We start from the raw sequence: 21,021 nt of genomic DNA, 5'->3' as shown, positions 1-21,021 counted from the left end.
CGCAGCGGCCCCGTGGGACGCGCGCGCTCGGCCGGAGCGGCCAGCGCCACGCGGCGGACCGCGCCAGGGGACGCGAGGAGGGGAAGGTCGGTCATGACGCGTCCGCTCAGTCCAGCGACAGGACGGGGAGCTCGATCCGGCGGCCCTCGGCGGAGGAGCGCAGTCCGGCCTCGGCCAGCTGCACGCCGCGGGCGCCCGAGAGGAGATCGAACGGATAGGGCGTCCCGTCCGCGTAGGAGACGAGGAACTCCTCCCACTGCTGGCGGAAGCCGTTCTGGAACACCTCGTTCGTGGGGACCGTCGCCCAGTCGGCGTCGTAGTCGTGGTCATCGGCGAGGTCGGGGTTCCACACCGGCTTCGGCGTCTGGTTGCGGTGCTGGATCTTCGCCCCGAACAGCCCCACCACGGCCGACCCGTGCGTGCCGTCGACCTGGAACTGCACGAGCTCATCGCGATCTACGCGCACCGTCCACGAGGAGTTGATCTGCGCCACGACGCCTCCGGCCAGTTCGAACACGCCGTACGCGGCGTCCTCGGCCGTCGCGGTGTAGCGCTCGCCGTTCTCGTCCCAGCGTTCGGGGATGTGGACGGCCGCCTGCGCGTACACGCTCCTCACGTCGCCGAACAGGTTCTCCAGCACGTAGTTCCAGTGCGGGAACATGTCGACGATGATGCCGCCGCCGTCTTCCGCGCGGTAGTTCCAGCTCGGGCGCTGCGCCGGCTGCCAGTCCCCCTCGAACACCCAGTAGCCGAACTCGCCGCGCACCGAGAGGATGCGACCGAAGAACCCGGAGTCGATGAGGCGCTTGAGCTTCTGCAGCCCGGGCAGGTAGAGCTTGTCGTGGACGACGCCCGTCTTCACGCCGGCGGCCGCGGCCAGACGTGCGAGCTCGAGCGCCTCGTCGACCGTCTCGGCCGTGGGCTTCTCGGTGTAGATCGTCCTTCCCGCGGCGATCGCCTTGCGCAGCGCCGAGGCCCGGGCTTTCGTGACGAGGAAGTCGGCGTAGATCTCCCACTGCGGGTCGGCGAGGGCGGCGTCCAGATCGGTCGTGTAGTCCTCGATCCCGTGGCGAGCGGCCAGGTCGGCCAGCTTCGCTTCGCTGCGCCCGACCAGGAGCGGGCGGACGGTCAGGCGCGAGCCGCCGGGCAGCTCGATGCCGCCTTCGTCGCGGATCGCGAGGATCGAGCGCACGAGGTGCTGGCGGTAGCCCATGCGTCCGGAGACGCCGTTCATGATGATGCCGACCTCGCGGACAGCGGGCGGAGGGGTCGTCTGTGACACGGTTCGTCCTTCGTTGGAGTGGTCGACGGCGGAGGTCAACGGTGAGCGGTAAGCGCTTTCCGTCTCCTCATCCTGACACGGGAATGCGCTTTCCGCAACCGGAAGAGTGCGCACGCGGTGCGGCACGGCGGCTCACTCTCCGGACTGGTCCGCCTCGGCGGCCCACCGCACCAGCCGCCGCTCCCCCAGGGCCACCGCCGCGAAGACGAGCATCCCGAGGGCCGGGATCACGAGCGGAAGGAACTGCCAGGTGATGACGGCGGCCAGTCCCACCGCGACGGCGATCGAGAGAGTGCCCGAGAGATCCGCTCGCGCCACCCGCGGCAGCACGCGCCACACGTCGCGCCAGGCCGCGCCGGGCGACCACAGCGATGCGGCGAGGACCGTGAGGACGAGCACCGCGAGACCGGCCGCGCCGATCACGGTCGCCGCGAGCGCGCCGCCGGGAAGCACTCCGTCGGCCAGGAGCGCGAGATCGACCGCCACGACGACACCGAGGATCGTCGTCCCGATGCCCGGGAGCAGGGCGCCCGGAAGCGCGCGGACGGCGTCGCGGAAGAACGTCGACGGCGCCGTCGCCTCGGCGTACAGGAATCGGCGGACGTGAGTCGCCCCGGCAGCGACCGCCGCCGGCCAGGTGACCACGGGAAGCGCCACGACGAACACCAGAGCGCCCACCCACAGCACCTCGGCGAACAACGCGAACGGCCGCGCGGCGCCCGGCCAGCGCAGCAGACTGCCGTCCACCTCGGGGCGGCGACGGGAGGCGGCGCGGGACCGTCGTCCGGCGCGGCGCCCGTCCATCGTGGTCATCCCTTGAGCCCCTGGGTGGAGACCCCCTCGACGAGGAAGCGCTGGAAGACGATGAAGAACAGCAGGATCGGCAAGAGCGCCAGCACCGACACGGCGACCGTCGCCCCGTAGTCCGACGTCGAGGTCTGATCGTTGAACACGCGCAGCGCGAGCGGCAGCGGGTACAGCTCGGTCGAGTTGAGGTAGAGGAGCGGCCCGAGGAAGTCGTTCCAGCTCCAGATGAACGCGAAGATCGACGCCGTCACGAGCGCCGGCTTGACCAGCGGCAGGATGATCGACCAGTAGATGCGGCCGTGCCCGCAGCCGTCGATGCGGGCCGCCTCGTCCATGTCCCGCGGCAGGGCGCGGATGAACTGCACGATGAGGAAGACGAAGAAGGCCTCGGTGGCGAGGAACTTGCCCAGCAGCAACGGCGCGAATGTGTCGACGAGGTCGAGGTTCCGGTAGAGCATGTACTGCGGGATGATCAGCACGTGGAACGGCAGCAGGAGTGTGCCGATCATGACCGCGAACCACACGCCGCTCCCGGCGAAGCGCACGCGCGCGAAGGCGTAGGCGGCCAGCGACGCGGAGATCACCGTGCCGATGACCGAGCCGATGGCCAGCACGAACGAGTTGAGGAAGAACTGCCACAGCGGCACGCCGCCGACGCCCTCGAGCACCTTGACGTAGTTGCCGATCGTGGGCGAGTGCGGGAGGAAGTCCTGATTCGCGCCGAACTCAGCGGTCGGCTTGAACGACGCGGAGAGCATCCAGGCGAGTGGATACAGGATGATCGCGGTCAGGACGACCATCACCACGACCCACAGCACCGTCTGCCACATGCGGCGCTTGCCGAACCTCCTCCGCGGCGGCGTCGCGCCGCGCGGGAGCACGGCCGTGATGGTCTCGAGGGTGGGCGCCGTCGTGGAGGCTCCCGCCAGCGGCGACAGTGGAGCGGTCATCGGTTGTCTCCCGCGTAGTGCACCCACGAGTTCGAGGTGCGGAACATGACGAAGGCGATCGCGGCCACCACGATCAGCAGCGCCCACGCCATCGCCGAGGCGTAGCCCATCTGACTGTTCGTGAAGGCGCGCGTGTAGAGGTACACGGTGTAGAAGTTCGTGGCCCCGGCCGGTCCCCCCGTCCCCGAGCCGATGATGTAGGCGGAGGCGAAGATCTGGAAGGCGTGGATCATCTCCAGCAGCAGGTTGAAGAAGATCACGGGAGACAACATCGGAAGGGTCACGCTGCGGAACTTCCGGAAGGGGCCCGCCCCATCCACCGAGGCCGCTTCATAGAGCTCCTGCGGCACCTGCTTGAGCCCGGCGAGGAAGATCACCATCGGGGCACCGAACTGCCAGACGGCGAGGAGGATCATCATCGGGAGGATCAGCGACGGAACCCCGACCCAGCCGCCGATGTCGATGCCGAACAGACTCAACGAGCTGTCGACGGGCCCGCCGGTGGAGAACATCGCGCGCCACACGATCGCGATGCTGACGCTTGCCCCGATGAGCGAGGGCGCATAGAAGGCGGAGCGGAAGAACCCGGTGCCGCGGCTGCGGAAGTTCAGCAGCATGGCGACCCCGAGCGCCGCGGCGAGCTTGATCGGGGTTCCCACGAGCACATAGAGCAGCGTGATGCGGACCGAGTCCCACCACACGTCGTCCTGGAGCATGCGCTCGAAGTTGCCGAGCCCGATCCACTTCGGCGCGCTGAAGAGGTTGTAGCTCGTGAAGGCGAGGTAGAGCGAGAAGAGCATCGGCCCCGCGGTGAGGAGGAAGAAGCCGACCAGCCATGGAGACAGGAAGAGGTAGCCCGCGGCGTTCTCCCGCCGGCGCAGGCGCCCTCCCGTCCGGCGGCTGCCCGCCGGACGGGAGGAGGGTTCGGTCGTGCGCGGGAGCGTGGCCGTGACGCCCGAATCCGTTGCCATCGTTTCTCCTTGATCAGTGCTAGGCCAGTGCGTTCTCGATGCGGCGCTCAGCCCTGAAGGACGACGTTCGCCTCGTCGAAGAACTGCTTCACGGCCTCATCCACGGTGATCGCGCCGAGGCCGAGGGCCTTGCCGAGATCCCAGAACTTCTGCTCGAGCGCGCCGTAGCCCACGACCGGCACGGGCGGGGCGGCGCCGATGCGGTCCGACACGGACTCGAGGTAGTCGGCCACCTGCTTGTCCGGTCCCTCCAGCACAGCACCGGCGAGCTTGGAGCTCGAGGCGGGGAAGCCGAGGGTCGTGCCGAAGATCTCGCCGGCCTCCTTGCTGTTCACGACGAAGTCGAGGAAGATCGCCGCCGCTTCGGGGTGCTTGGTCTTCGCCGAGATGGCCATCTGCAGACCGGCCTGACGGTAGAGGTCCTGCGAGCCGGCCTTGGCGGTGGGCGGGGCGACGAGGGTCAGCGACGACGCCCCCGAGTCGGCGAGGTAGCCGCCCAGGAAGTTGCTCCAGCTCGTCTCGCTCGCCGTCAGCCCCGCTCCGAAGCCCGACTTGGGCGTGATCTCCTCCAGCTTGCTCTGCGGAATGGTGATGCCGTCGCGGGCGGCTGCTCCGGACTCCCAGAACGCCTTCAGCTCGTCCTCCGTGAACCCCAGCGCGCCGTCGTCTGTGTAGAGGTTCTTGCCTTCCGCCCGCAGCACGAGCTCGAAGGTCTGGATGCGCTGGGTCATGTCCGTGCCGCCGTAGACCTTGCCGCCGGTCTTGTCGGTCACGTCCTTCATCCAGGCGGTGTAGTCCTCGAACGACGTGCCCCCTTCGGGCGCGGTGAGGTCATGCTCGGCGAGGAGATCGTCGTTCACGAAGTTCGCCCACGCGCTGTAGCCGGTGGGCAGGGAGTACTGCGTGCCGCCCAGCTGACCGGTGCCCAGCAGAGCGTCGTCGAAGGTCGAGAAGTCGATGTAGTCGGAGACGGTCTGCAGGTCGAGCACATAGCCCGGCTCACCGTACTGACGCAGGTAGCTGTCTGAGAACTGCCACACGTCGGGGAGGCCACCGCCGGCCGCCTCGGTCTGCCGCTTCTCCCAGTAGCTCGGGAAGTCGGTGAACTGCCCCTTGATGGTGATGTTGGGGTACTTCTCGTTGAACGCGTCGATGAGCGACTCGTAGCGGGCGGCGCGATCGTCGTTGCCCCACCACGTGAAGGTCAGCGTGACCTTCTCATCGGGATCGAACGATGCCGCCGGTTCGCTGGATCCGGCGCAGCCGGCGAGGGCCAGAGCGGCGCCGGTCGCGAGGGCGACGACGGCGGCGACCCGATTCTTCGTGAACATCCTTGTCCTCTCTTCGAACGTCCGCGTCCGAGGGGCGGCGGACGCTCGTTGTCCGTGTGTGCAGGACGCCTCCCGCACGCACGGCCTCCAGATGACGATGGGGGAAGCTCGGGTGACGGGAAAGCGCTTGCCGGTTACCGTACTACGCGATGAATCGTTTTGCAAGGAATCTCGGAAATCGCTTTCCGATGGCGACGAGCGGCGACTGACACCGGTCACAGCCTGCCACAGCCCTCAGCCTCGGGCACCGCCGGCGTCCGGGGCGTCGATGCCGCGCTGGTCGATCACGGGACTCGCGAAACCGGCGCGATGCGTGGGATGTGCGGCGAGATCGGCGGGCGTGACCACGGCGCCGTCCGCAGCAGCGGAGGCGTAGATCGCCGCGACGAGGCCGAGAGAGCGCTCCGGATCGGTGGCCGTGGGGGGCAGCGGGGCGTCGGCGCGGAGCGCATCGAACACGTCGCGCAGGAGCGGAGCGTGATCGCTGCGCTCCTCCTGATCAGGAAGGCTCCATGCCTCCGCTTCCCTCTCGTATCCGGGGGCGGGGGTGATGCGCCAGTTCTCGTGGCCGTGCCCGTAGAGGTGATCGACGGTGACGGTGGCCTTCTGGGTGTCGATCCGGATCGAACTGGTCTCGCGCGGAGCGACGGCGCTCGTGACCACCTGGGCGACGACGCCGCCGGCGAAGGTCACCGTGGCCGTCGAGGTGTCCTCCGTCTCGATCTCGCGGTCCAGGCGCCAGAGCCTCCCTTGGACGCTCGTCCACTCGCCGAGGAGAAAGCCGAGGAGGTCGAGCTGGTGGATCCCGTGACCGAGCGTCGTGCCGCCGCCCTCCGTCACCCAGGAGCCGCGCCACGGCGCCGCAAAGTACTCCTCGCCGCGGTACCAGAGGGTCTGACACACCGCCAGGAGCGGGCGCCCCAGGTCCCCGCGCCGGAGCAGGTCGCGCACGTGGGCGGCGGCCGTTCCGGTGCGTTGCTGGAACACGACCGCGAATCGTCGATCTGCGGCCTCCGCCGCCGCGACCATGTCCGCCACCTCGTCGAGCGACGGCGCCGGGGGCTTCTCGACGACGACATGGGCCCCCGCGGCGAGGGCGGCCAGCGTCTGGTCCCGGTGGGCGCCCGGCGGCGTGCAGACCAGGACCACGTCGGGGTGCGTCGCCGCGAGAAGGTCGTCGAGCGTGTCGTGCACGACGGGCTCCCCCCAGGCGGCGGCGAACGCCTCCGCCGCCGCGCGGTCCCGATCGGTGACGGCCACGAGCTCGGCATGGGGATAGGCGGCCACGGCACGGGCGTGGAGGTGCGCGACGGCACCGGTGCCCACGATCGCGCAGCGCAGAGACGGGGTCATCGGTTTCTCCTCCGGTGGGGACGGGGTCGACGTCCACCCTAGGGAGGCAGGGAGGAAAGCGCTATCCCATCGCGCCGGGTGCGGTTAGGCTGACGCCATGCCCGCCACCCCTCCGGCTTCCTTCCCCGCGGCCTTCGATGCGGTCCGTCGCCACGTGAGCGCGGGGCGTCTCCCCAGCGCAGTCCTCGGGATCGCGACCGCGGCTGGGGTCGTCGCCCTCGATGCGTTCGGCACTGTCGAGGGCAGGCCCGCGCGGGTCGATGATCCGCACGCGCTGTTCTCGATCACGAAAGTCCTCACCGGCATCAGCGCCGCACGGGCGGTCGAACGCGGGCTCCTCACGCCGCACACGCCGCTGCGCGACGCCGTCCCCGGGTTCGGGGCCGCGCGCGAGGACACCGTCCGGCTCAGCCACCTGGTCTCCCACACATCGGGGATCACGGAGCCGCCGCTGGACACACGGGCGTCGCTGCGGACCGAACTGACCACGCGCGGACGCGACTTCGCCGCAGGGACGGCCGCGCGCTACTCCACGATCGCCTTCGAAGGAGTCGCCGCCCTCATCGAGCACGCCACGGGGCGGGACTGGCAGACGAGCATCGCCGACTGGGCCTCACCACTCGGCGCCGACGGGCTGCGGCTCGACCCCGAGGGCGCGGTGCCGATCCTCGACGCCGCCCAGGCCGGACTCGACTACGACCGCTTCGTCGCGACCCGCTCGGCGGGTGCGGCCCTGGTCGGGCGCGCTTCCGACCTCCTCGCGATCGGTTCGGCGCTCTTGCGCATCCACGAGGGGGACCGCAACGGCATCCTTGCTCCCGAGACGCTCGCCATGATGCTCCGGCCGCTCACCGGCGACATCCCCCGGCTCGAGCCACACCCCGCCGAACGGGGGCAGGACTGGGGCTTCACCTGGAACCTGCGCTCGCGGGCGCCGGGGCTCATCGATCGCGACGTCTACGGTCACAGCGGCTGGTCCGGCACGGAGTTCTGGGTGCATCCGACCGCGGGGCTCGCGTGGGTGCTGCTCACCGCCCGCGCCCAGCGGGAGGGCGTGGATGCCGACGCGGTGGACAATGCCATCGTGGCCCGCCGCTGAGAGCGCCGCTCCGCCGAAGCGCCCGCCTCGATCCGCTGCCCTCGCCCCTTCCCGGAAGCCCCATGCCACTGCATCACGTCCACCACGACCCCTGGCCGCACCCCGAGCGCTCGGCGTCGTTGCCGCGCCCCGAGGAGGCCGCCCGAGGGCTGTCGGCGACCGACCGGGCCTTCCGCCGCGACGGCGTGCCGATCGTCCCGGTCTCAGGCGAGATCCACTACAGCCGCACGCCGCGTGCCCGGTGGGCGGAACGGTTGCGGCAACTGCGTGCCGGCGGGATCACGATCGCATCGACCTACGTCTTCTGGAATCACCACGTGCGCGCCGACGGCAGCACCTCTTTCTCGGGACAGCTGGATCTCGCGGCCTTCGTCGACGAGGTCGCCGCGGCCGGGCTGGACCTCGTGCTCCGGATCGGGCCCTGGGTGCACGGCGAGGCGCGCAACGGCGGATTCCCCGACCATGTACAGCAGGCCGAGGTGGCGCACCGCAGTGACGACCCCGCCTATCTCGCACTCGTGCGGGAGTGGTTCCGCGCGCTCGCACAGGCGCTGGACGGGCGCGCCCGGCCCGGCGGGCCGATCATCGGCATCCAGGTCGAGAACGAGCTGTACGACCGGCCGCAGCATCTCTCGACCCTCATCGCGCTCGCTCGGGAGGCCGGGATGTCGGCTCCGCTGTGGACCGCCACCGCGTGGGGAGGGGCTCAGCTGCCGCCAGGAGAGGTCGTCCCCCTCTTCGGCGGCTACGCCGACGGATTCTGGGTCGACCCCGACGGCGGATGGCAGCCGAACTTCCGAGCCCACTTCTTCCCCTCCCACGACTGGGACGACCCCGGTGTCGGCGACGACGTCCGCGGACGCCTCGGGTTCGCACCCGCCGCCGACGACATAAGCCGGGCGGCCGACCTGCATGGCTTCCCGCCCGCCACGTGCGAACTGGGATCGGGGATGGCGGCGGCCTACCACCGCCGTCCGGTGGTGTCGGCACGCGACGTCGCCGCCCTGGCCCACGTGAAGATCGGCAACGGGTCGGGCTGGCAGGGCTACTTCATGTACGCGGGCGGCTGCAATCCCGGCCCGGGCCTGCAGGAGACCCAGGACACGGGATACCCCAACGACCTTCCCTCGCGCGGATACGACTTCGGCGCACCGATCAGTCAGGCGGGCGACCCGCGACGGTCGTCGGCGCTGCTGCGCGCGCAGCACGCGTTCCTGGCCGCCTTCGGCGACCGCCTCGGCGTGATGACCTCGACCCTCCCCGCCGTCCGCCCCACCGGGCTCGATGACCGGTCGACGCTCCGGTGGGCTCTGCGCGCCGACGGGCGCGAGGGCTTCGTGGTGATCAGTCACCATCAGCCCTACGAGGGTGTCGAGGCGGCACGCGGGGTGCGGATCTCCGTCGAGCTCGACGACGAGACCCTCGTCCTTCCGTCTCGACCCGTCGATGTTCCCCCCGGAACGCTCGCGCGCTGGCCCGTCGGCCTCTCCCTGGGATCGACGCGGGTGCGATCGGTCACCGCCTCTGCCCTCACCGTGCTCCCCCCGGCTCCCGGCGCAGCGGATCCGACGCTCGTCGTGCTCGCCGACCCCGGCATCCCGGTGGAGATCTGCGGAGAGGGCGACTCGCCGCGGACCGTGACGGGCGGCCTCCACCGCGTCGGCGACGCGGCCGTTCTCGTGCTCGACGATGCCGACGACGTGTGGGTGCGCGGGCAGGAGCTCTACCGCACCGACGGCGAGCTGGCCTGGGACGACGAGATCGTCCTGTTCCGTGGCGCGTCTCGACTCGATCGATACGACCTGGCGCAGGGGCGCTGGGAGCGACTCGAGACGGGCACTCCGCCCGCGCGACGCGCCGTCGCGATCCAGCGCACCCGGGCCGCCGGGCCTGTGCCCGCCGACTACGGCTTCGGCGGCTCCCGCCATCGGGCACCGAGTCCCGCCGCATTCGAGGAGGCGGCCGCGGTGTACGCGCTCGGGATCGACGACGCGGGCACGGATGCGGTGCTGGAGATCACGTGGGCCGGAGACATCGCCGAGCTGCGCGTCGATGGCGTCACCGTGGACGACCGGTTCTGGGACGGCCAACGGTGGACGGTCTCGCTCGCCGACGTCGGCGTCACCCGCGCGAGCGTCGCGACCATCCACGTCCTGCCGCTGTCGTCGGACTCCACCGTGTGGCTGCCACCGCACACGGCGAGCCGTCGCGGCGCCGCGGCGAAAGGAACGGTCGAGAGTGTGTCCCTGCGCGAGCGCGGCGCGTGGCGTCGGCTCCATTCCGGGCAGGTCTCGCTCGCGGGTTGACATGTGGTCGGACCACACCGGTATGCTGGAGGCGTAGACAATGAATCGATTCATTCTCCTCGACACCCGTATCGGACACCGCTTTGAGAGGTCACCATGACCACCCCCGCCTCCGCCCGCCTCACCGAACTCCTCTCCGCCATGGGCGACGCCGGCGCGCGCATCTGCGCGATCGACGCGAGCGAAGCCGGCGCCGGCAACATCTCGCTGTGCCTGCGAGAGCTTCCGGGCGTGCGCGCCGCCTTTCCGCACAGCGAGCCCCTGACGCTCCCTCTGGCCGCCCCGGCGCTGGCCGGCCGCGTGCTCCTCGTCACAGGTTCGGGCCGGCGCCTGCGCCAGATCTCCGCCGACCCGCTCGCCGCCGTCGGCGCGGTGATCGTCGGCGACGACGGATGCGAGGCGGAGCTGCTGACCTCACCGCGGCGGCAGTTCGAGCGCCTCACAAGCGAGTTCAACTCCCACCTCGCCGTCCACGACGATCGCCTCCGATCCCACGACCTCGATCTCCACGCCGTCGTTCACGCGCAGCCGCCGCATCTGACGTATCTCAGCCACATCCCGGCCTACCGCGACACGAGGGCGATGAACGAGCGCATCATGCGCTGGGAGCCGGAGTCCGTCGTGGCGCTGCCGCAGGGCATCGGCGTGCTCGACTTCGCGGTCCCGGGCTCCCCCGACCTGATGAGCGCGAACGTCGACGGGCTTCGCCGCCACGAGATCGTCCTGTGGAGCAAGCACGGCGTGATGTCACGCTCCGACGTCTCGGTCACCCGCGCGGTCGATCGCATAGAGTACGCCGAGACCGGCGCCAAGTACGAGTACATGGACCTCGTCGCCGGCGGCCGTGCGGAGGGCCTCACCGCGCGGGAGATCGCCGACGTCGCCGACGCCTTCGGCATCGACTCCTCCTGGGCACCCCACCCCGCCTGACCCTCGCAGCCGGCACGGCGGCACTTGCCGGGGCACAACGGGCACAACGGGCAACGGCGGATGCCGGACCCGACACGCCGCCCACCAGGAGCCCCACCCCGGCGAGTCGGGCACCGCGTCCGCCGCTGTGTCCGGCCACGCGAGACACCACGGGCGTGTGAGCCCTGAGCGTCTTCATGTGAGTCGGAACCTCGCGTTCATCCGGCGGTCGAGGCGCGGATCACCAGCTCAGGGCGGAAGCGCACGCGGCGGGGAGCGCCGTCGGGGTCGTCCAGCCGGTCGAAGAGCGCGTCGACCGCGGCGGCGCCGATCGCGCGCGCGGGCTGTCGCACCGAACTGAGCGGCACGACGGTCGACTGCGCGTACTCGATGTCGTCGTAGCCGACGAGGGCGAGGTCTTCCGGCACACGGAGTCCACCGAGGATCGCCGCCCCCTGCAGCACACCGACGGCAAGGAGGTCATTGGCGCAGAAGACCGCGTCCGGGCGGACGGAGGGCGAGAGCGAGGCGATGGACTCGCCCGCGGCTCGTCCGTGCAGGATGGTGAGCCCGTCGCTCGGGACGACCTCGAGGGTCGCGCCCAAGGTTCCGGCGAGCGCTCGACGTGCCCCCTCGAGGCGGTCGGCCACCTGGCGGATGGCGGGCGGGCCGACGAACGCGATCCGCCGGCGCCCGCGCTCCAGGAGGTGAGCGACGGCGAGGTGCCCGCCTTCGACGTCGTCGACGGCGACCGAGGAGAGCGCGGCGCCCGGAAGCTCGGCATCGACGAGGACGACGGGAAGTCCCGCGGAAGCGAGCATCGCGGCCCGACCGTCGTCGAGCGCGCGCGGCGACAGCAGCACACCATTGACGCGCTGTTCACGGAAGAGATCGAGGTAGGCGTTCTCGCGGTGGGCGTCCTGGTCGCTGTTGCCGAGGAGAACGGAGACGCCGCGCTCGGCCGCACGCTCCTCGGCCCCGCGCGCCACCTCGGCGAAGAACGGGTTGGCGCTGTCGAGCACGATGAGCCCGATGCTCCGGCTGCGCCCCGCCCGCAGCTGGCGGGCGGCGTCGTTGCGGACGAACCCGAGGCGCTCGATCACCTCGTGCACGCGGGCGACCGTGTCGGGCGAGACCTTGTCGGGCCGATTGAGGACGTTCGAGACGGTGCCGACCGACACCGCGGCCGCCGCCGCGACGTCCTTCACGCTGACTGCCATACCCCGCCCGTCGCCGATGGATCGTCCGGATTGACGGATCCTCCCGATCACACTACAGTTTGAATCGTTTCATCGCTGTCGACGCAGCCACGCACCGCCGCCGGCCCGTCCGCCGCCCACGAAGGAGTGTCATGACGACCCGAGTCGCCTTCGAGCTTCGCATCGCACCGGAGCGCATCGAGGAGTACGTCGCCCGCCACAGTCCGGTCTGGCCCGAGATGCTCGCGGAGATCGCCGCCGCCGGCCGCCGCAACTACTCGCTGTTCCTCGGCGAGGGCGGCCGCCTGTTCGGCTACTACGAGACGGATGACGACGTCGCCGCACAGGCCTACCTTGCCGCCTCCCCCGTGGCCGCGCGCTGGGAGGCCGAGATGGCGGAGTTCTTCGTCGGTCTCGACGGGCGCCCCGATCAGGCCGCCACGGCCCTCACCGAGATCTTCCATCTGCACGACCAGCTGCGCGCGGCACCGGCCCCGTCCTCCGCGCCCGACCCCGAAAGCGACCCCTCGTGAGCATCCTCTCCTCCGACGTCCAGTCCGCCCTCGCCGCGCAGGCGATCGAGCTCCCCAGCTGGGCGTTCGGCAACTCCGGCACGCGGTTCCGCGTCTTCCCCACCCCGGGGACGCCGCGCGATCCGTTCGAAAAGATCGCCGACGCCGCCCAGGTGCACCGCTACACGGCGCTGGCGCCGAGTGTCGCACTCCACATCCCGTGGGACGCCGTCGACGACTACGCGGCGCTCCGCCGCCACGCGGAAGACCTCGGGGTCTCCCTCGGCACGATCAACTCCAACACCTTCCAGGATGAGGACTACAAGTTCGGTGCCCTCACCCACCACGACGAGCGCATCCGCCGCAAGGCCATCGACCACCACCTCGCGTGCATCGACATCATGGACGCGACCGGCTCCCGAGACCTGAAGATCTGGCTCGCGGAAGGCTCGAACTACCCCGGGCAGAACGACATGCGGGCCCGCCAGGACCGCCTCCACGACTCGCTCCAGGAGATCTACGCGCGCCTCACGGGCGACCAGCGCCTCGTCCTGGAGTACAAGTTCTTCGAGCCGGCGTTCTACCACACCGATGTTCCGGACTGGGGAACCTCCTACGTGCAGGTGGCGGCCCTCGGCGAGCGTGCGATGGTGTGCCTGGACACCGGCCACCACGCCCCCGGCACGAACATCGAGTTCATCGTCATGCAGCTGCTGCGCCTCGGGAAACTGGGCTCGTTCGACTTCAACTCACGCTTCTACGCCGACGACGACCTCATCGTGGGCGCCGCGGACCCCTTCCAGCTCTTCCGGATCCTCGTCGAGGTGGTCCGCGGCGGCGGGCTGAACAACCCCGACGTCGCGTTCATGCTCGACCAGTGCCACAACATCGAAGACAAGATCCCGGGTCAGATCCGCTCGGTGCTCAACGTCCAGGAGATGACCGCACGCGCTCTGCTCCTCGACCGCGGCGCCCTCGCGGCCGCGCAGGAGGCGAACGACGTGCTCGCGGCGAACGCCGTGTTCATGGACGCGTTCCAGACCGACGTCCGCCCGGCGCTGGCACAGTGGCGCGAGTCGCGCGGGCTCCCCGCCGACCCGATGGCCGCGTACCTCGCTTCCGGGTACGCCCAGCGCATCGCCGACGAGCGGGTGGGCGGAACGCAGGCGGGGTGGGGCGCGTGAGCGTCACGATCGCCGAGGAACGGATCGAGGGCCCGCACGGCCCCCTCCGTGTGCGGACATACCTCCCCGACACCCCCGCGGGGCCAGGCCTGGTGTGGGCGCACGGCGGCGGGTTCGTGGCCGGCGATCTCGACATGCCCGAGGGGCACGGGGTCGCCCGAGACCTCGCGGCCCACGGCGTCACGGTCGTCAGCGTCGACTACCGCCGCTCTCCCGTGCCGGAGGGCTGGGACCACGAGCTGCGCCACGAGGAGGACGGACGCTATCCCGTCGCCCACGACGAAGTCGTCGCCGCCTTCACGTGGGCCGCCGCGAGCGGACGGGCGACGGGGCCATGGAGCCTCGGCGGCGCCAGCGCCGGAGCGAACCTCGCGACCGGCGCCGCGCTGCGTCTCGTGCACACGGGCGGACCGGTTCCCGCCCATCTCGTGCTCGCCTATCCCACCCTCCACGCCGTCCAGACCCCGGCGAGCCCCGAGCTCCGCGCCATCCTGGATGCCCGGCCCGCCGACGACGTCTTCACGGCGGAGCTGATCCTGGAGATGTACGAGAACTACGTGGGCGGACCGGTCGGCGACGCCGACGTCTACGCCATTCCCGGAACGGCCTCCGCCGACGAGCTGTCGGGACTGCCGCCCGTGCTGATGATCAACGATGAGGTCGACGGTCTCCGTCCCTCCGGCGAGGAGTTCGCGCGGGCCCTCGCCTCCGCCGGCGTCGCCGTGGAGGTGTCGGTCGAGCCGGACCAGGCGCACGGCCACCTCAACCGCCCCGGCCCCGCCGCCACGGCGACGATCGACCGCATCGCCGCCGCCCTCCTCTCCGCCTCTGACCCCACCACGAAGGAATCCGCATGACGAACGCCACGGTCGCCGATCTGCTCGCCCGCAGCAACCGCCTGGGAGCCGACCCCCGCAACACCAACTACGCGGGCGGCAACACGTCGGCCAAGGGCACCGAGACCGACCCGGTCACGGGTGAGCCGGTGGAACTGCTGTGGGTGAAGGGGTCGGGCGGCGATCTCGGCACGCTCACCGAGTCCGGGCTGGCCGTCCTGCGCCTCGACCGCCTGCGCGCGCTCACCGCCGTGTATCCGGGAGTGGAGCGCGAAGACGAGATGGTCGCCGCCTTCGATTACTGCCTTCATGGAAAGGGCGGAGCCGCGCCCTCGATCGACACCGCGATGCACGGCCTCGTCGACGCGGCCCACGTGGACCACCTCCACCCCGACTCGGGGATCGCGATCGCCACCGCGGTCGAGGGCGAGGAGCTGACGGGCCGCATCTTCGGCGACCGCGTCGTGTGGGTGCCGTGGCGGCGGCCGGGGTTCCAGCTCGGACTGGACATCGCGGCGGTGAAGGCCGCCCACCCCCAGGCGATCGGGACGATCCTCGGCGGCCACGGCATCACGGCATGGGGAGACACCTCGGAGGAGGCCGAGGCCAACTCGCGGTGGATCATCGAGACGGCCGCGGCCTACATCCAGCAGCACGGGGACCCCGAGCCCTTTGGACGAACTCGTCCCGGCTATGCGGCGCTCCCCGAGGCCGAGCGGCGGAAGAAGGCGGCGGCCCTGGCCCCCACCATCCGCGGTCTCGCCTCGACCGACCGCGTGGTCGTCGGCCACTACACCGACAGCGCCGTCGTCCTCGACTTCCTCTCCTCGGAGAAGGCGCCCGCGCTGGCGGCGCTGGGCACGAGCTGCCCCGACCACTTCCTCCGCACGAAGGTGAAGCCGCTCCTGGTGGATCTCCCGGCGACCGCCTCGGTCGAGGAGACGATCACTCGCCTGCGAGAGCTGCACGCCGACTACCGCGCCGACTACCAGGCCTACTACCAGGCGCACGCGAGCGCCGACTCCCCCGCGATGCGCGGCGCAGATCCCCTGATCGTGCTGGTCCCGGGAGTCGGCATGTTCAGCTACGGCGCCAACACGCAGACGGCGCGGGTGGCCGGCGAGTTCTACGTCAATGCGATCAACGTCATGCGCGGCGCAGAAGCGCTGTCGACGTACGCGCCGATCTCCGACGCGGAGAAGTTCCGCATCGAGTACTGGGCGCTGGAGGAGGCCAAGCTCCAGCGGATGCCGAAGCCCAAGACGCACCAGGGCCGGATCGCGTTCGTGACCGGTGCCGCGTCGGGGATCGGCAAGGCCATCGCCACGCGCCTGGTCTCCGACGGCGCCTGCGTGGTGGTCGCCGACCTCGACCTCGACAAGGCGCGCGCGGTGGCCGCGGAGCTGGGCGGGACCGACGTCGCGATCGGCGTGGCGGTCAACGTCGCCGACGAGGCGGCAGTCCAGGCGGCGATCGACGAGACGGTGCTCGCCTTCGGCGGGGTCGACCTCGTCGTCAACAACGCCGGCCTCTCGCTGTCCAAGCCCCTCCTGGAGACCACCGAGAAGGACTGGGACCTGCAGCACGACGTCATGGCGAAGGGCTCCTTCCTCGTCTCCCGCACCGCCGCTGCCGCGCTCATCGCGCAAGGGATGGGAGGCGACGTGATCTACATCTCCTCCAAGAACTCGGTGTTCGCCGGTCCGAACAACATCGCCTATTCCGCCACCAAAGCCGACCAAGCCCACCAGGTGCGCCTCCTCGCCGTCGAGCTCGGCGAGTACGGCGTGCGCGTGAACGGGATCAACCCCGACGGCGTCGTGCGCGGCTCGGGCATCTTCGCCGCAGGCTGGGGAGCCAACCGGGCCGCCACCTACGGCGTGAAGGAAGAGGATCTCGGGAAGTTCTACGCAGACCGCACGATCCTCAAGCGCGAGGTCGTGCCCGAGAACGTCGCCGACGCCGTGTCGGTGCTCACCGGCCCCGAGCTCTCGCGCACCACGGGGCTGCACATCCCGGTCGACTCCGGCGTCGCTGCCGCGTTCCTGCGATGACCGAGGAGGTCGCCGCCGTCGACCTCGGCGCGACGAGCGGCCGCGTCATCGTCGGCCGCGTGGGTCCCGCCGTGCTGGAGACGACGACCGTGGCTCGCTTCGCCAACGAGCCGGTCGCCACGGCCGATGGACTGCACTGGAACATCCTGGGCCTCTATGCCGCGGCGCTGGACGGTCTGCGATCGGCCTTCACCGCCCACCCCGAGATCCGCTCGATCGGCATCGACTCGTGGGCGGTGGACTATGGCCTCCTCCGCGGCGCGCGGCACGGATCGGACGGACGCCTCCTCGGCGATCCGTTCCACTACCGCGACGCGCGGACGGCGCGCGGAGTGGACGCCGTCCATGCCCGGCACCCCCACGCCGACCTGTATGCCCGCAACGGCCTGCAGTTCCTGCCGTTCACGACGCTCTATCAGCTGGCCGCCGAGGACCCCGCCGTCCTCGCGGCCGCCGACACCGTGCTGCTGGTTCCCGACCTCCTCGCGTACTGGCTCACCGGAACCGCCCGCGCCGAGGTGACGAACGCCTCCACGACGGGCCTGCTGGACTGGACGAACGCCCGCTGGGACACCGCGCTCGCCACCGACCTCGGCCTCTCCGCCGGTCTCCTTCCGCCGCTCATCGCCCCCGGCGACACCGTCGGGTCACTGCGGGCGGAGGTGGCCCGGTCGCTCGGTGCGACCGGATCGGGCGCGACCGTCACGGCCGTGGGGTCGCACGACACCGCCTCCGCGGTGGTCGCGGTACCCATGCGCGCCGAGTCGGCAATCTACGTCTCGTGCGGAACGTGGGGGCTGGTCGGCGTCGAGGTCGCCGAGCCGGTCCGCAGCGCCGCCGCTCTCGCGGCGAACTTCACCAATGAGGGCGGTGTCGACGGACGCGTGCGCCTGCTGCACAACGTGATGGGGCTGTGGGTGCTGAGCGAGACGATCCGGGGGTGGGAGCGGGACGACGCGGCCCGATCCTCCGGCACCGCTCCGGCGATCGACCTCCCCGCGTTGCTGGCCGAGGCGGCCGAGGTGCCGGTGTCCGCCGTGCCGGTGTTCGACGTGGACGACCCTCGTTTCCTGCCGCCCGGCGACATGCCGTCGCGGATCGACGCGTGGTGCGACGAGCACGACGTCGCAGCGCCGCGCTCCCGCGCCGCGTACGCCCGCGCCATCGTGGAGTCGCTCGCGCAGGCGTTCGCCGAGGCCGGCCGCACCGCCGCCGCGCTCGGAGGCGTCGATGCGCGGACGATCCACGTCGTGGGCGGTGGCGCGCTGAACGGGCTCCTGTGCCAGCGCATCGCCGATCGGTCGGGGATGCCGGTACTCGCCGGCCCCGTGGAGGCCACGGCGCTCGGGAACGTCCTCGTGCAGGCGCGGGCCCAGGGGCTCGTCACGGGAGACGTGGAGACGATGCGCGGCCTCGTGGCGCAGACCCATACCCCCGTTCGCTACGAGCCGCGCTGAGGCGAGCGCCCGCTCAGTGGAGCGAGGCGTCCGCCGCGGTCTGCCGCCACGCGGTGAAGGTCACCTCGAGTCCCGCGCGCGTCGGCGCGCACACGAAGGGTCCGGCGAACGTGTCGCGGTCGCCGGCGAAGGGCACGACCCGCACGAGGCGGAACTCCTCATCGTCGGCGGCGGCGCGGAGGGTGAGCGCGTCGGCTCCGCGGCTCACGCGCACGCGGATGCGTCGGCCCGACCACTCCGGCACCGGCGCGATCGACCAGTCCGAGCGGACGTCGGTGACCACGGCCCCGAGCCCCAGCACGCCGTCGGCGTACTCCACCCCCGCCTTCATCCACCGCTCCTCGTCGGTGCGCACGAACAGGCCGGCCTGGTCGAACTCCTCATGGAAGTCGGCGTGGAACTCCACCTCCATCGCCGATCCGACGGGGAACGGGGCGACGAGGGCGTGCTCGGTGTCGTGGACGAACCCGTAGGCCGTGTGACGCCACGCGTCGCTTCCCTCGGCGGCGGTCACCCGCAGCGAGGCGCCCTCTTCGGTCACGGCGACCGGCGTCGTCGTCCAGGATCCTTCGGACCAGGCGATGGTGCGCGTCGGGATCGGATCGGTGGGGTGCTGCTCGTGGGACATGCTCACACTCTCTCAGGTTCGCGGTCGGGCTCGTGCGCCGCGTCGTTCCGATGGGCGAGAGCGCCCGCACCCGTCGTCATCAGGACTGCGACGGCGCGAGGCGGGAGGCTCACGGTGCCCGTGTCGTCGGCGCGGACTCCACCGATCGCTCGGCCGTCGACGTCGAGCAGCACGCTCTCGTCGGTGCGGTTGGCGAGGAAGACGAAGCGCGCGTCGTCGGCGGTGCGGACGATGACCTCCACGCGCCCGTCGGCGGCGAGCGGATCGGAAGCGAGCGCGTCGACCTCTACCGCGAGCGCCCGCAGCACGCCGTGCGCACCGCCCCGGCCGAGGTCGGCGGACACGTAGGTGGCGGTGCCACCCGCGCGCGTGCGCCGCCGGGTGACGGCGGGGGCGCCGTCGAGGTCACCGCCGAGATAGGTGTCGAGCACCTCGACGTCGGGACTGGTCCGGGCGATCCTCTCGGTCCAGTGCTCGGCGATCGCGCCGGAGGCCAGCGACGCCCGCTCGTCGGCGAGGAGGGGGACGAACTCCTCCACCGTGACTCCCACGAGGTCGCGCAACGCCCCCGGGTACCCGCCGAGCCACACCCGGTCGTTCTCGTCGACGGTGCCCGAGAAGTACGTGGTCACCAGATGCCCACCCGCCTCCACGAACGCTTCCAGCCGCTCGCGGAGCCCGGGCGAGACGACGTGGAGCATCGGCGCGACGAGGACGTCGTATCCCTCGAATCCGGCCGAGGCCGGTCGCACGTCGGCGCGGACACCGAGGTCGAGGAGCGCGCGGTACCACGCGAGGGTCTCCGCGTCGTAGCTCACCGACTCGGTCGGGTGCGAATCACGGCCCGACACCCACCACGAGGTGTAGTCGAACAGCACCGCGACGCGCGCGGGCTCCCGCCTGCTCCCGGTCACCGCCGAGATCGCCGACAGCTCCGATCCCAGCCGGACGACGTCGCGGAACACCCGCGAATCGCTCCCCGCGTGCGGGAGCATGCCCGAGTGGTATCGCTCGCCGCCGGCCCGGGACTGCCGCCACTGGAAGTAGCAGACGGCGTCGGCACCGTGTCCGACATGCGTGAGCGCATCGCGGACGAGCTCCCCCGCGCGCTTGGGCGGGTTCACCTCACGCCAGTTGACCGCGCTGGCCGCGTGCTCCATGAGGAACCAGGGGCGCCCCTCGGCGATGTTGCCCGTCAGGTTCGCCCAGAACGACAGATCGTCGCGACCGAGCTCACCCGGCCGGAGATAGTGGTCGTTGGAGACGAAGTCGACGTCCGGCGCCCACGAGACGTAGTCGATGTCTCGCACGTTCTGGGCGACCATGAAGTTGGTGGTGTACGGGATGTCCGGCGTGATCTCCCGCAGCACCGCCCCCTCGGCACGCAGCTGCTCGCGGACCGCGTCGGACGAGAAGCGCTCGAAGTCGAGCTGCTGTCCGGGGTTGCGCTGCGTGGGGGCCACGCGAGGCGGGAGGATCTCGTCCCATTCTTCGTAGTGCTGAGACCAGAACGCGGTTCCCCACGCGTCGTTGAGAGCGTCGAGGGTGCCGTAGCGCTCCTCCAGCCAGACCCGGAAAGCGGCGGCCGCGTCGTCGGAGTAGTCGTAGATGTTGTGGCATCCGAGCTCATTCGACACGTGCCAGGCCACGAGCGCGGGGTGCGAGCCGTAACGCTCGGCGAGCGCGCGCACGAGGCGCAGGGAGTACCGGCGGAAGACCGGCGAGGTGGGGCGCCAGTGCTGACGGGCTCCCGGCCAGAGCACCGTGCCGTCGGCCGTCTGCGGCAGCACCTCGGGGTGCCTCCGCGTCAGCCAGGGCGGGGGTGAAGCGGTGGCAGTGGCGAGGTCGACATCGATGCCGTTCTCGTGCAGCAGGTCCATCACCTCGTCGAGCCAGCCGAAGTCCCATTCCCCGGGCCGTGGCTCGAGGAGTGCCCACGAGAAGATGCCGAGCGAGACGATGTTCACGCCCGCCTCCCGCATGAGGCGCATGTCCTCCGCCCACACCTCCCGCGGCCACTGCTCGGGGTTGTAGTCGGCACCGAATCGGAGGCGTCCGGCGCCGAGGGCACCGTCTGCGACCCATCGGGAGGGTGGGAGATTCGTCGTCACTCCGTCAGCATACGGCAATACCGTGCATGTGC

Annotated in this window: 17 protein-coding genes; 8 read left to right on the top strand and 9 right to left on the bottom strand. The window is 71.0% G+C overall.

What is annotated here, in order from left to right:
• Positions 1-106: 106 nt before the first annotated feature.
• From QM591_RS06435 to QM591_RS06410, 6 genes are all read right to left on the bottom strand, one after another.
• Positions 107-1,234 (bottom strand): Gfo/Idh/MocA family protein, encoded by a 1,128-nt coding sequence (locus QM591_RS06435; RefSeq protein ID WP_415130763.1) that lies wholly within the window; start codon positions 1,232-1,234, stop codon positions 107-109.
• Between the two features lie 180 nt (positions 1,235-1,414).
• Positions 1,415-2,095 carry a hypothetical protein gene (locus tag QM591_RS06430; RefSeq protein WP_415130757.1) on the bottom strand — a complete coding sequence of 227 codons (681 nt, stop codon included), beginning with the start codon at positions 2,093-2,095 and terminating at the stop codon, positions 1,415-1,417.
• Positions 2,092-3,039 carry a carbohydrate ABC transporter permease gene (locus QM591_RS06425; RefSeq protein ID WP_415130755.1) on the bottom strand — a complete coding sequence of 316 codons (948 nt, stop codon included), beginning with the start codon at positions 3,037-3,039 and terminating at the stop codon, positions 2,092-2,094. Before QM591_RS06425 ends, QM591_RS06430 begins: the two co-directional genes overlap by 4 nt.
• The gene (locus QM591_RS06420) at positions 3,036-4,010 is read right to left on the bottom strand and encodes a carbohydrate ABC transporter permease (protein ID WP_415130753.1); all 975 of its coding nucleotides are present in this window, start codon (positions 4,008-4,010) and stop codon (positions 3,036-3,038) included. Before QM591_RS06420 ends, QM591_RS06425 begins: the two co-directional genes overlap by 4 nt.
• A gap of 47 nt (positions 4,011-4,057) precedes the next feature.
• The gene (locus QM591_RS06415; protein WP_415130751.1) at positions 4,058-5,341 is read right to left on the bottom strand and encodes an ABC transporter substrate-binding protein; all 1,284 of its coding nucleotides are present in this window, start codon (positions 5,339-5,341) and stop codon (positions 4,058-4,060) included.
• A 234-nt stretch (positions 5,342-5,575) separates the two neighbouring features.
• Positions 5,576-6,694, bottom strand: coding sequence for a Gfo/Idh/MocA family protein (locus tag QM591_RS06410; RefSeq protein ID WP_415130749.1), 1,119 nt, complete (start codon positions 6,692-6,694; stop codon positions 5,576-5,578).
• Between the two features lie 97 nt (positions 6,695-6,791).
• On the opposite strand from QM591_RS06410, the gene QM591_RS06405 reads away from it, so the two are divergent.
• The 3 genes from QM591_RS06405 (at position 6,792) to QM591_RS06395 (ending at position 11,029) form a co-directional block, all read left to right on the top strand.
• Entirely contained in the window at positions 6,792-7,793 is a 1,002-nt protein-coding gene (locus QM591_RS06405; RefSeq protein WP_415130747.1) for a serine hydrolase domain-containing protein, read from the top strand.
• A 62-nt stretch (positions 7,794-7,855) separates the two neighbouring features.
• Complete coding sequence (locus QM591_RS06400) at positions 7,856-10,099, top strand: beta-galactosidase (RefSeq protein WP_415130745.1); 2,244 nt, start codon at positions 7,856-7,858, stop codon at positions 10,097-10,099.
• 96 nt (positions 10,100-10,195) lie between these two features.
• Positions 10,196-11,029, top strand: coding sequence for a class II aldolase/adducin family protein (locus QM591_RS06395; RefSeq protein ID WP_415130743.1), 834 nt, complete (start codon positions 10,196-10,198; stop codon positions 11,027-11,029).
• Between the two features lie 197 nt (positions 11,030-11,226).
• Here the strand turns inward: QM591_RS06395 and QM591_RS06390 are convergent, their stop codons facing one another.
• Positions 11,227-12,228, bottom strand: a complete 1,002-nt coding sequence (locus QM591_RS06390) for a LacI family DNA-binding transcriptional regulator (protein ID WP_415130741.1) — start codon at positions 12,226-12,228, stop codon at positions 11,227-11,229.
• Between the two features lie 131 nt (positions 12,229-12,359).
• On the opposite strand from QM591_RS06390, the gene QM591_RS06385 reads away from it, so the two are divergent.
• Genes QM591_RS06385 through QM591_RS06365 form a run of 5 tightly spaced genes read left to right on the top strand, consistent with a single transcriptional unit; the run spans position 12,360 to position 18,250 of the window.
• Positions 12,360-12,740, top strand: a complete 381-nt coding sequence (locus QM591_RS06385) for an L-rhamnose mutarotase (protein ID WP_415130739.1) — start codon at positions 12,360-12,362, stop codon at positions 12,738-12,740.
• Positions 12,737-13,903, top strand: a complete 1,167-nt coding sequence (gene rhaI, locus QM591_RS06380; RefSeq protein WP_415130737.1) for an L-rhamnose isomerase — start codon at positions 12,737-12,739, stop codon at positions 13,901-13,903. The genes QM591_RS06385 and rhaI overlap by 4 nt, the downstream gene beginning before the upstream one ends.
• Positions 13,900-14,760 carry an alpha/beta hydrolase fold domain-containing protein gene (locus QM591_RS06375; RefSeq protein WP_415130735.1) on the top strand — a complete coding sequence of 287 codons (861 nt, stop codon included), beginning with the start codon at positions 13,900-13,902 and terminating at the stop codon, positions 14,758-14,760. The genes rhaI and QM591_RS06375 overlap by 4 nt, the downstream gene beginning before the upstream one ends.
• Entirely contained in the window at positions 14,757-16,793 is a 2,037-nt protein-coding gene (locus tag QM591_RS06370) for a bifunctional aldolase/short-chain dehydrogenase (RefSeq protein WP_415130733.1), read from the top strand. The genes QM591_RS06375 and QM591_RS06370 overlap by 4 nt, the downstream gene beginning before the upstream one ends.
• Positions 16,790-18,250, top strand: a complete 1,461-nt coding sequence (locus QM591_RS06365) for a rhamnulokinase (RefSeq protein WP_415130731.1) — start codon at positions 16,790-16,792, stop codon at positions 18,248-18,250. Before QM591_RS06370 ends, QM591_RS06365 begins: the two co-directional genes overlap by 4 nt.
• Positions 18,251-18,263: 13 nt before the next feature.
• Here QM591_RS06365 and QM591_RS06360 read toward each other — a convergent pair whose 3' ends face one another.
• Both QM591_RS06360 and QM591_RS06355 read right to left on the bottom strand, forming a co-directional pair.
• Positions 18,264-18,878, bottom strand: a complete 615-nt coding sequence (locus tag QM591_RS06360; protein ID WP_415130729.1) for a DUF1349 domain-containing protein — start codon at positions 18,876-18,878, stop codon at positions 18,264-18,266.
• A gap of 2 nt (positions 18,879-18,880) precedes the next feature.
• Positions 18,881-20,989, bottom strand: a complete 2,109-nt coding sequence (locus QM591_RS06355) for a beta-galactosidase (RefSeq protein WP_415130727.1) — start codon at positions 20,987-20,989, stop codon at positions 18,881-18,883.
• Positions 20,990-21,021: the final 32 nt, after the last annotated feature.

This window comes from Microbacterium sp. (genome assembly GCF_047607225.1).
GTDB lineage: Bacteria > Actinomycetota > Actinomycetes > Actinomycetales > Microbacteriaceae > Microbacterium.
This window is presented reverse-complemented; position numbering and strand designations above follow the sequence as displayed.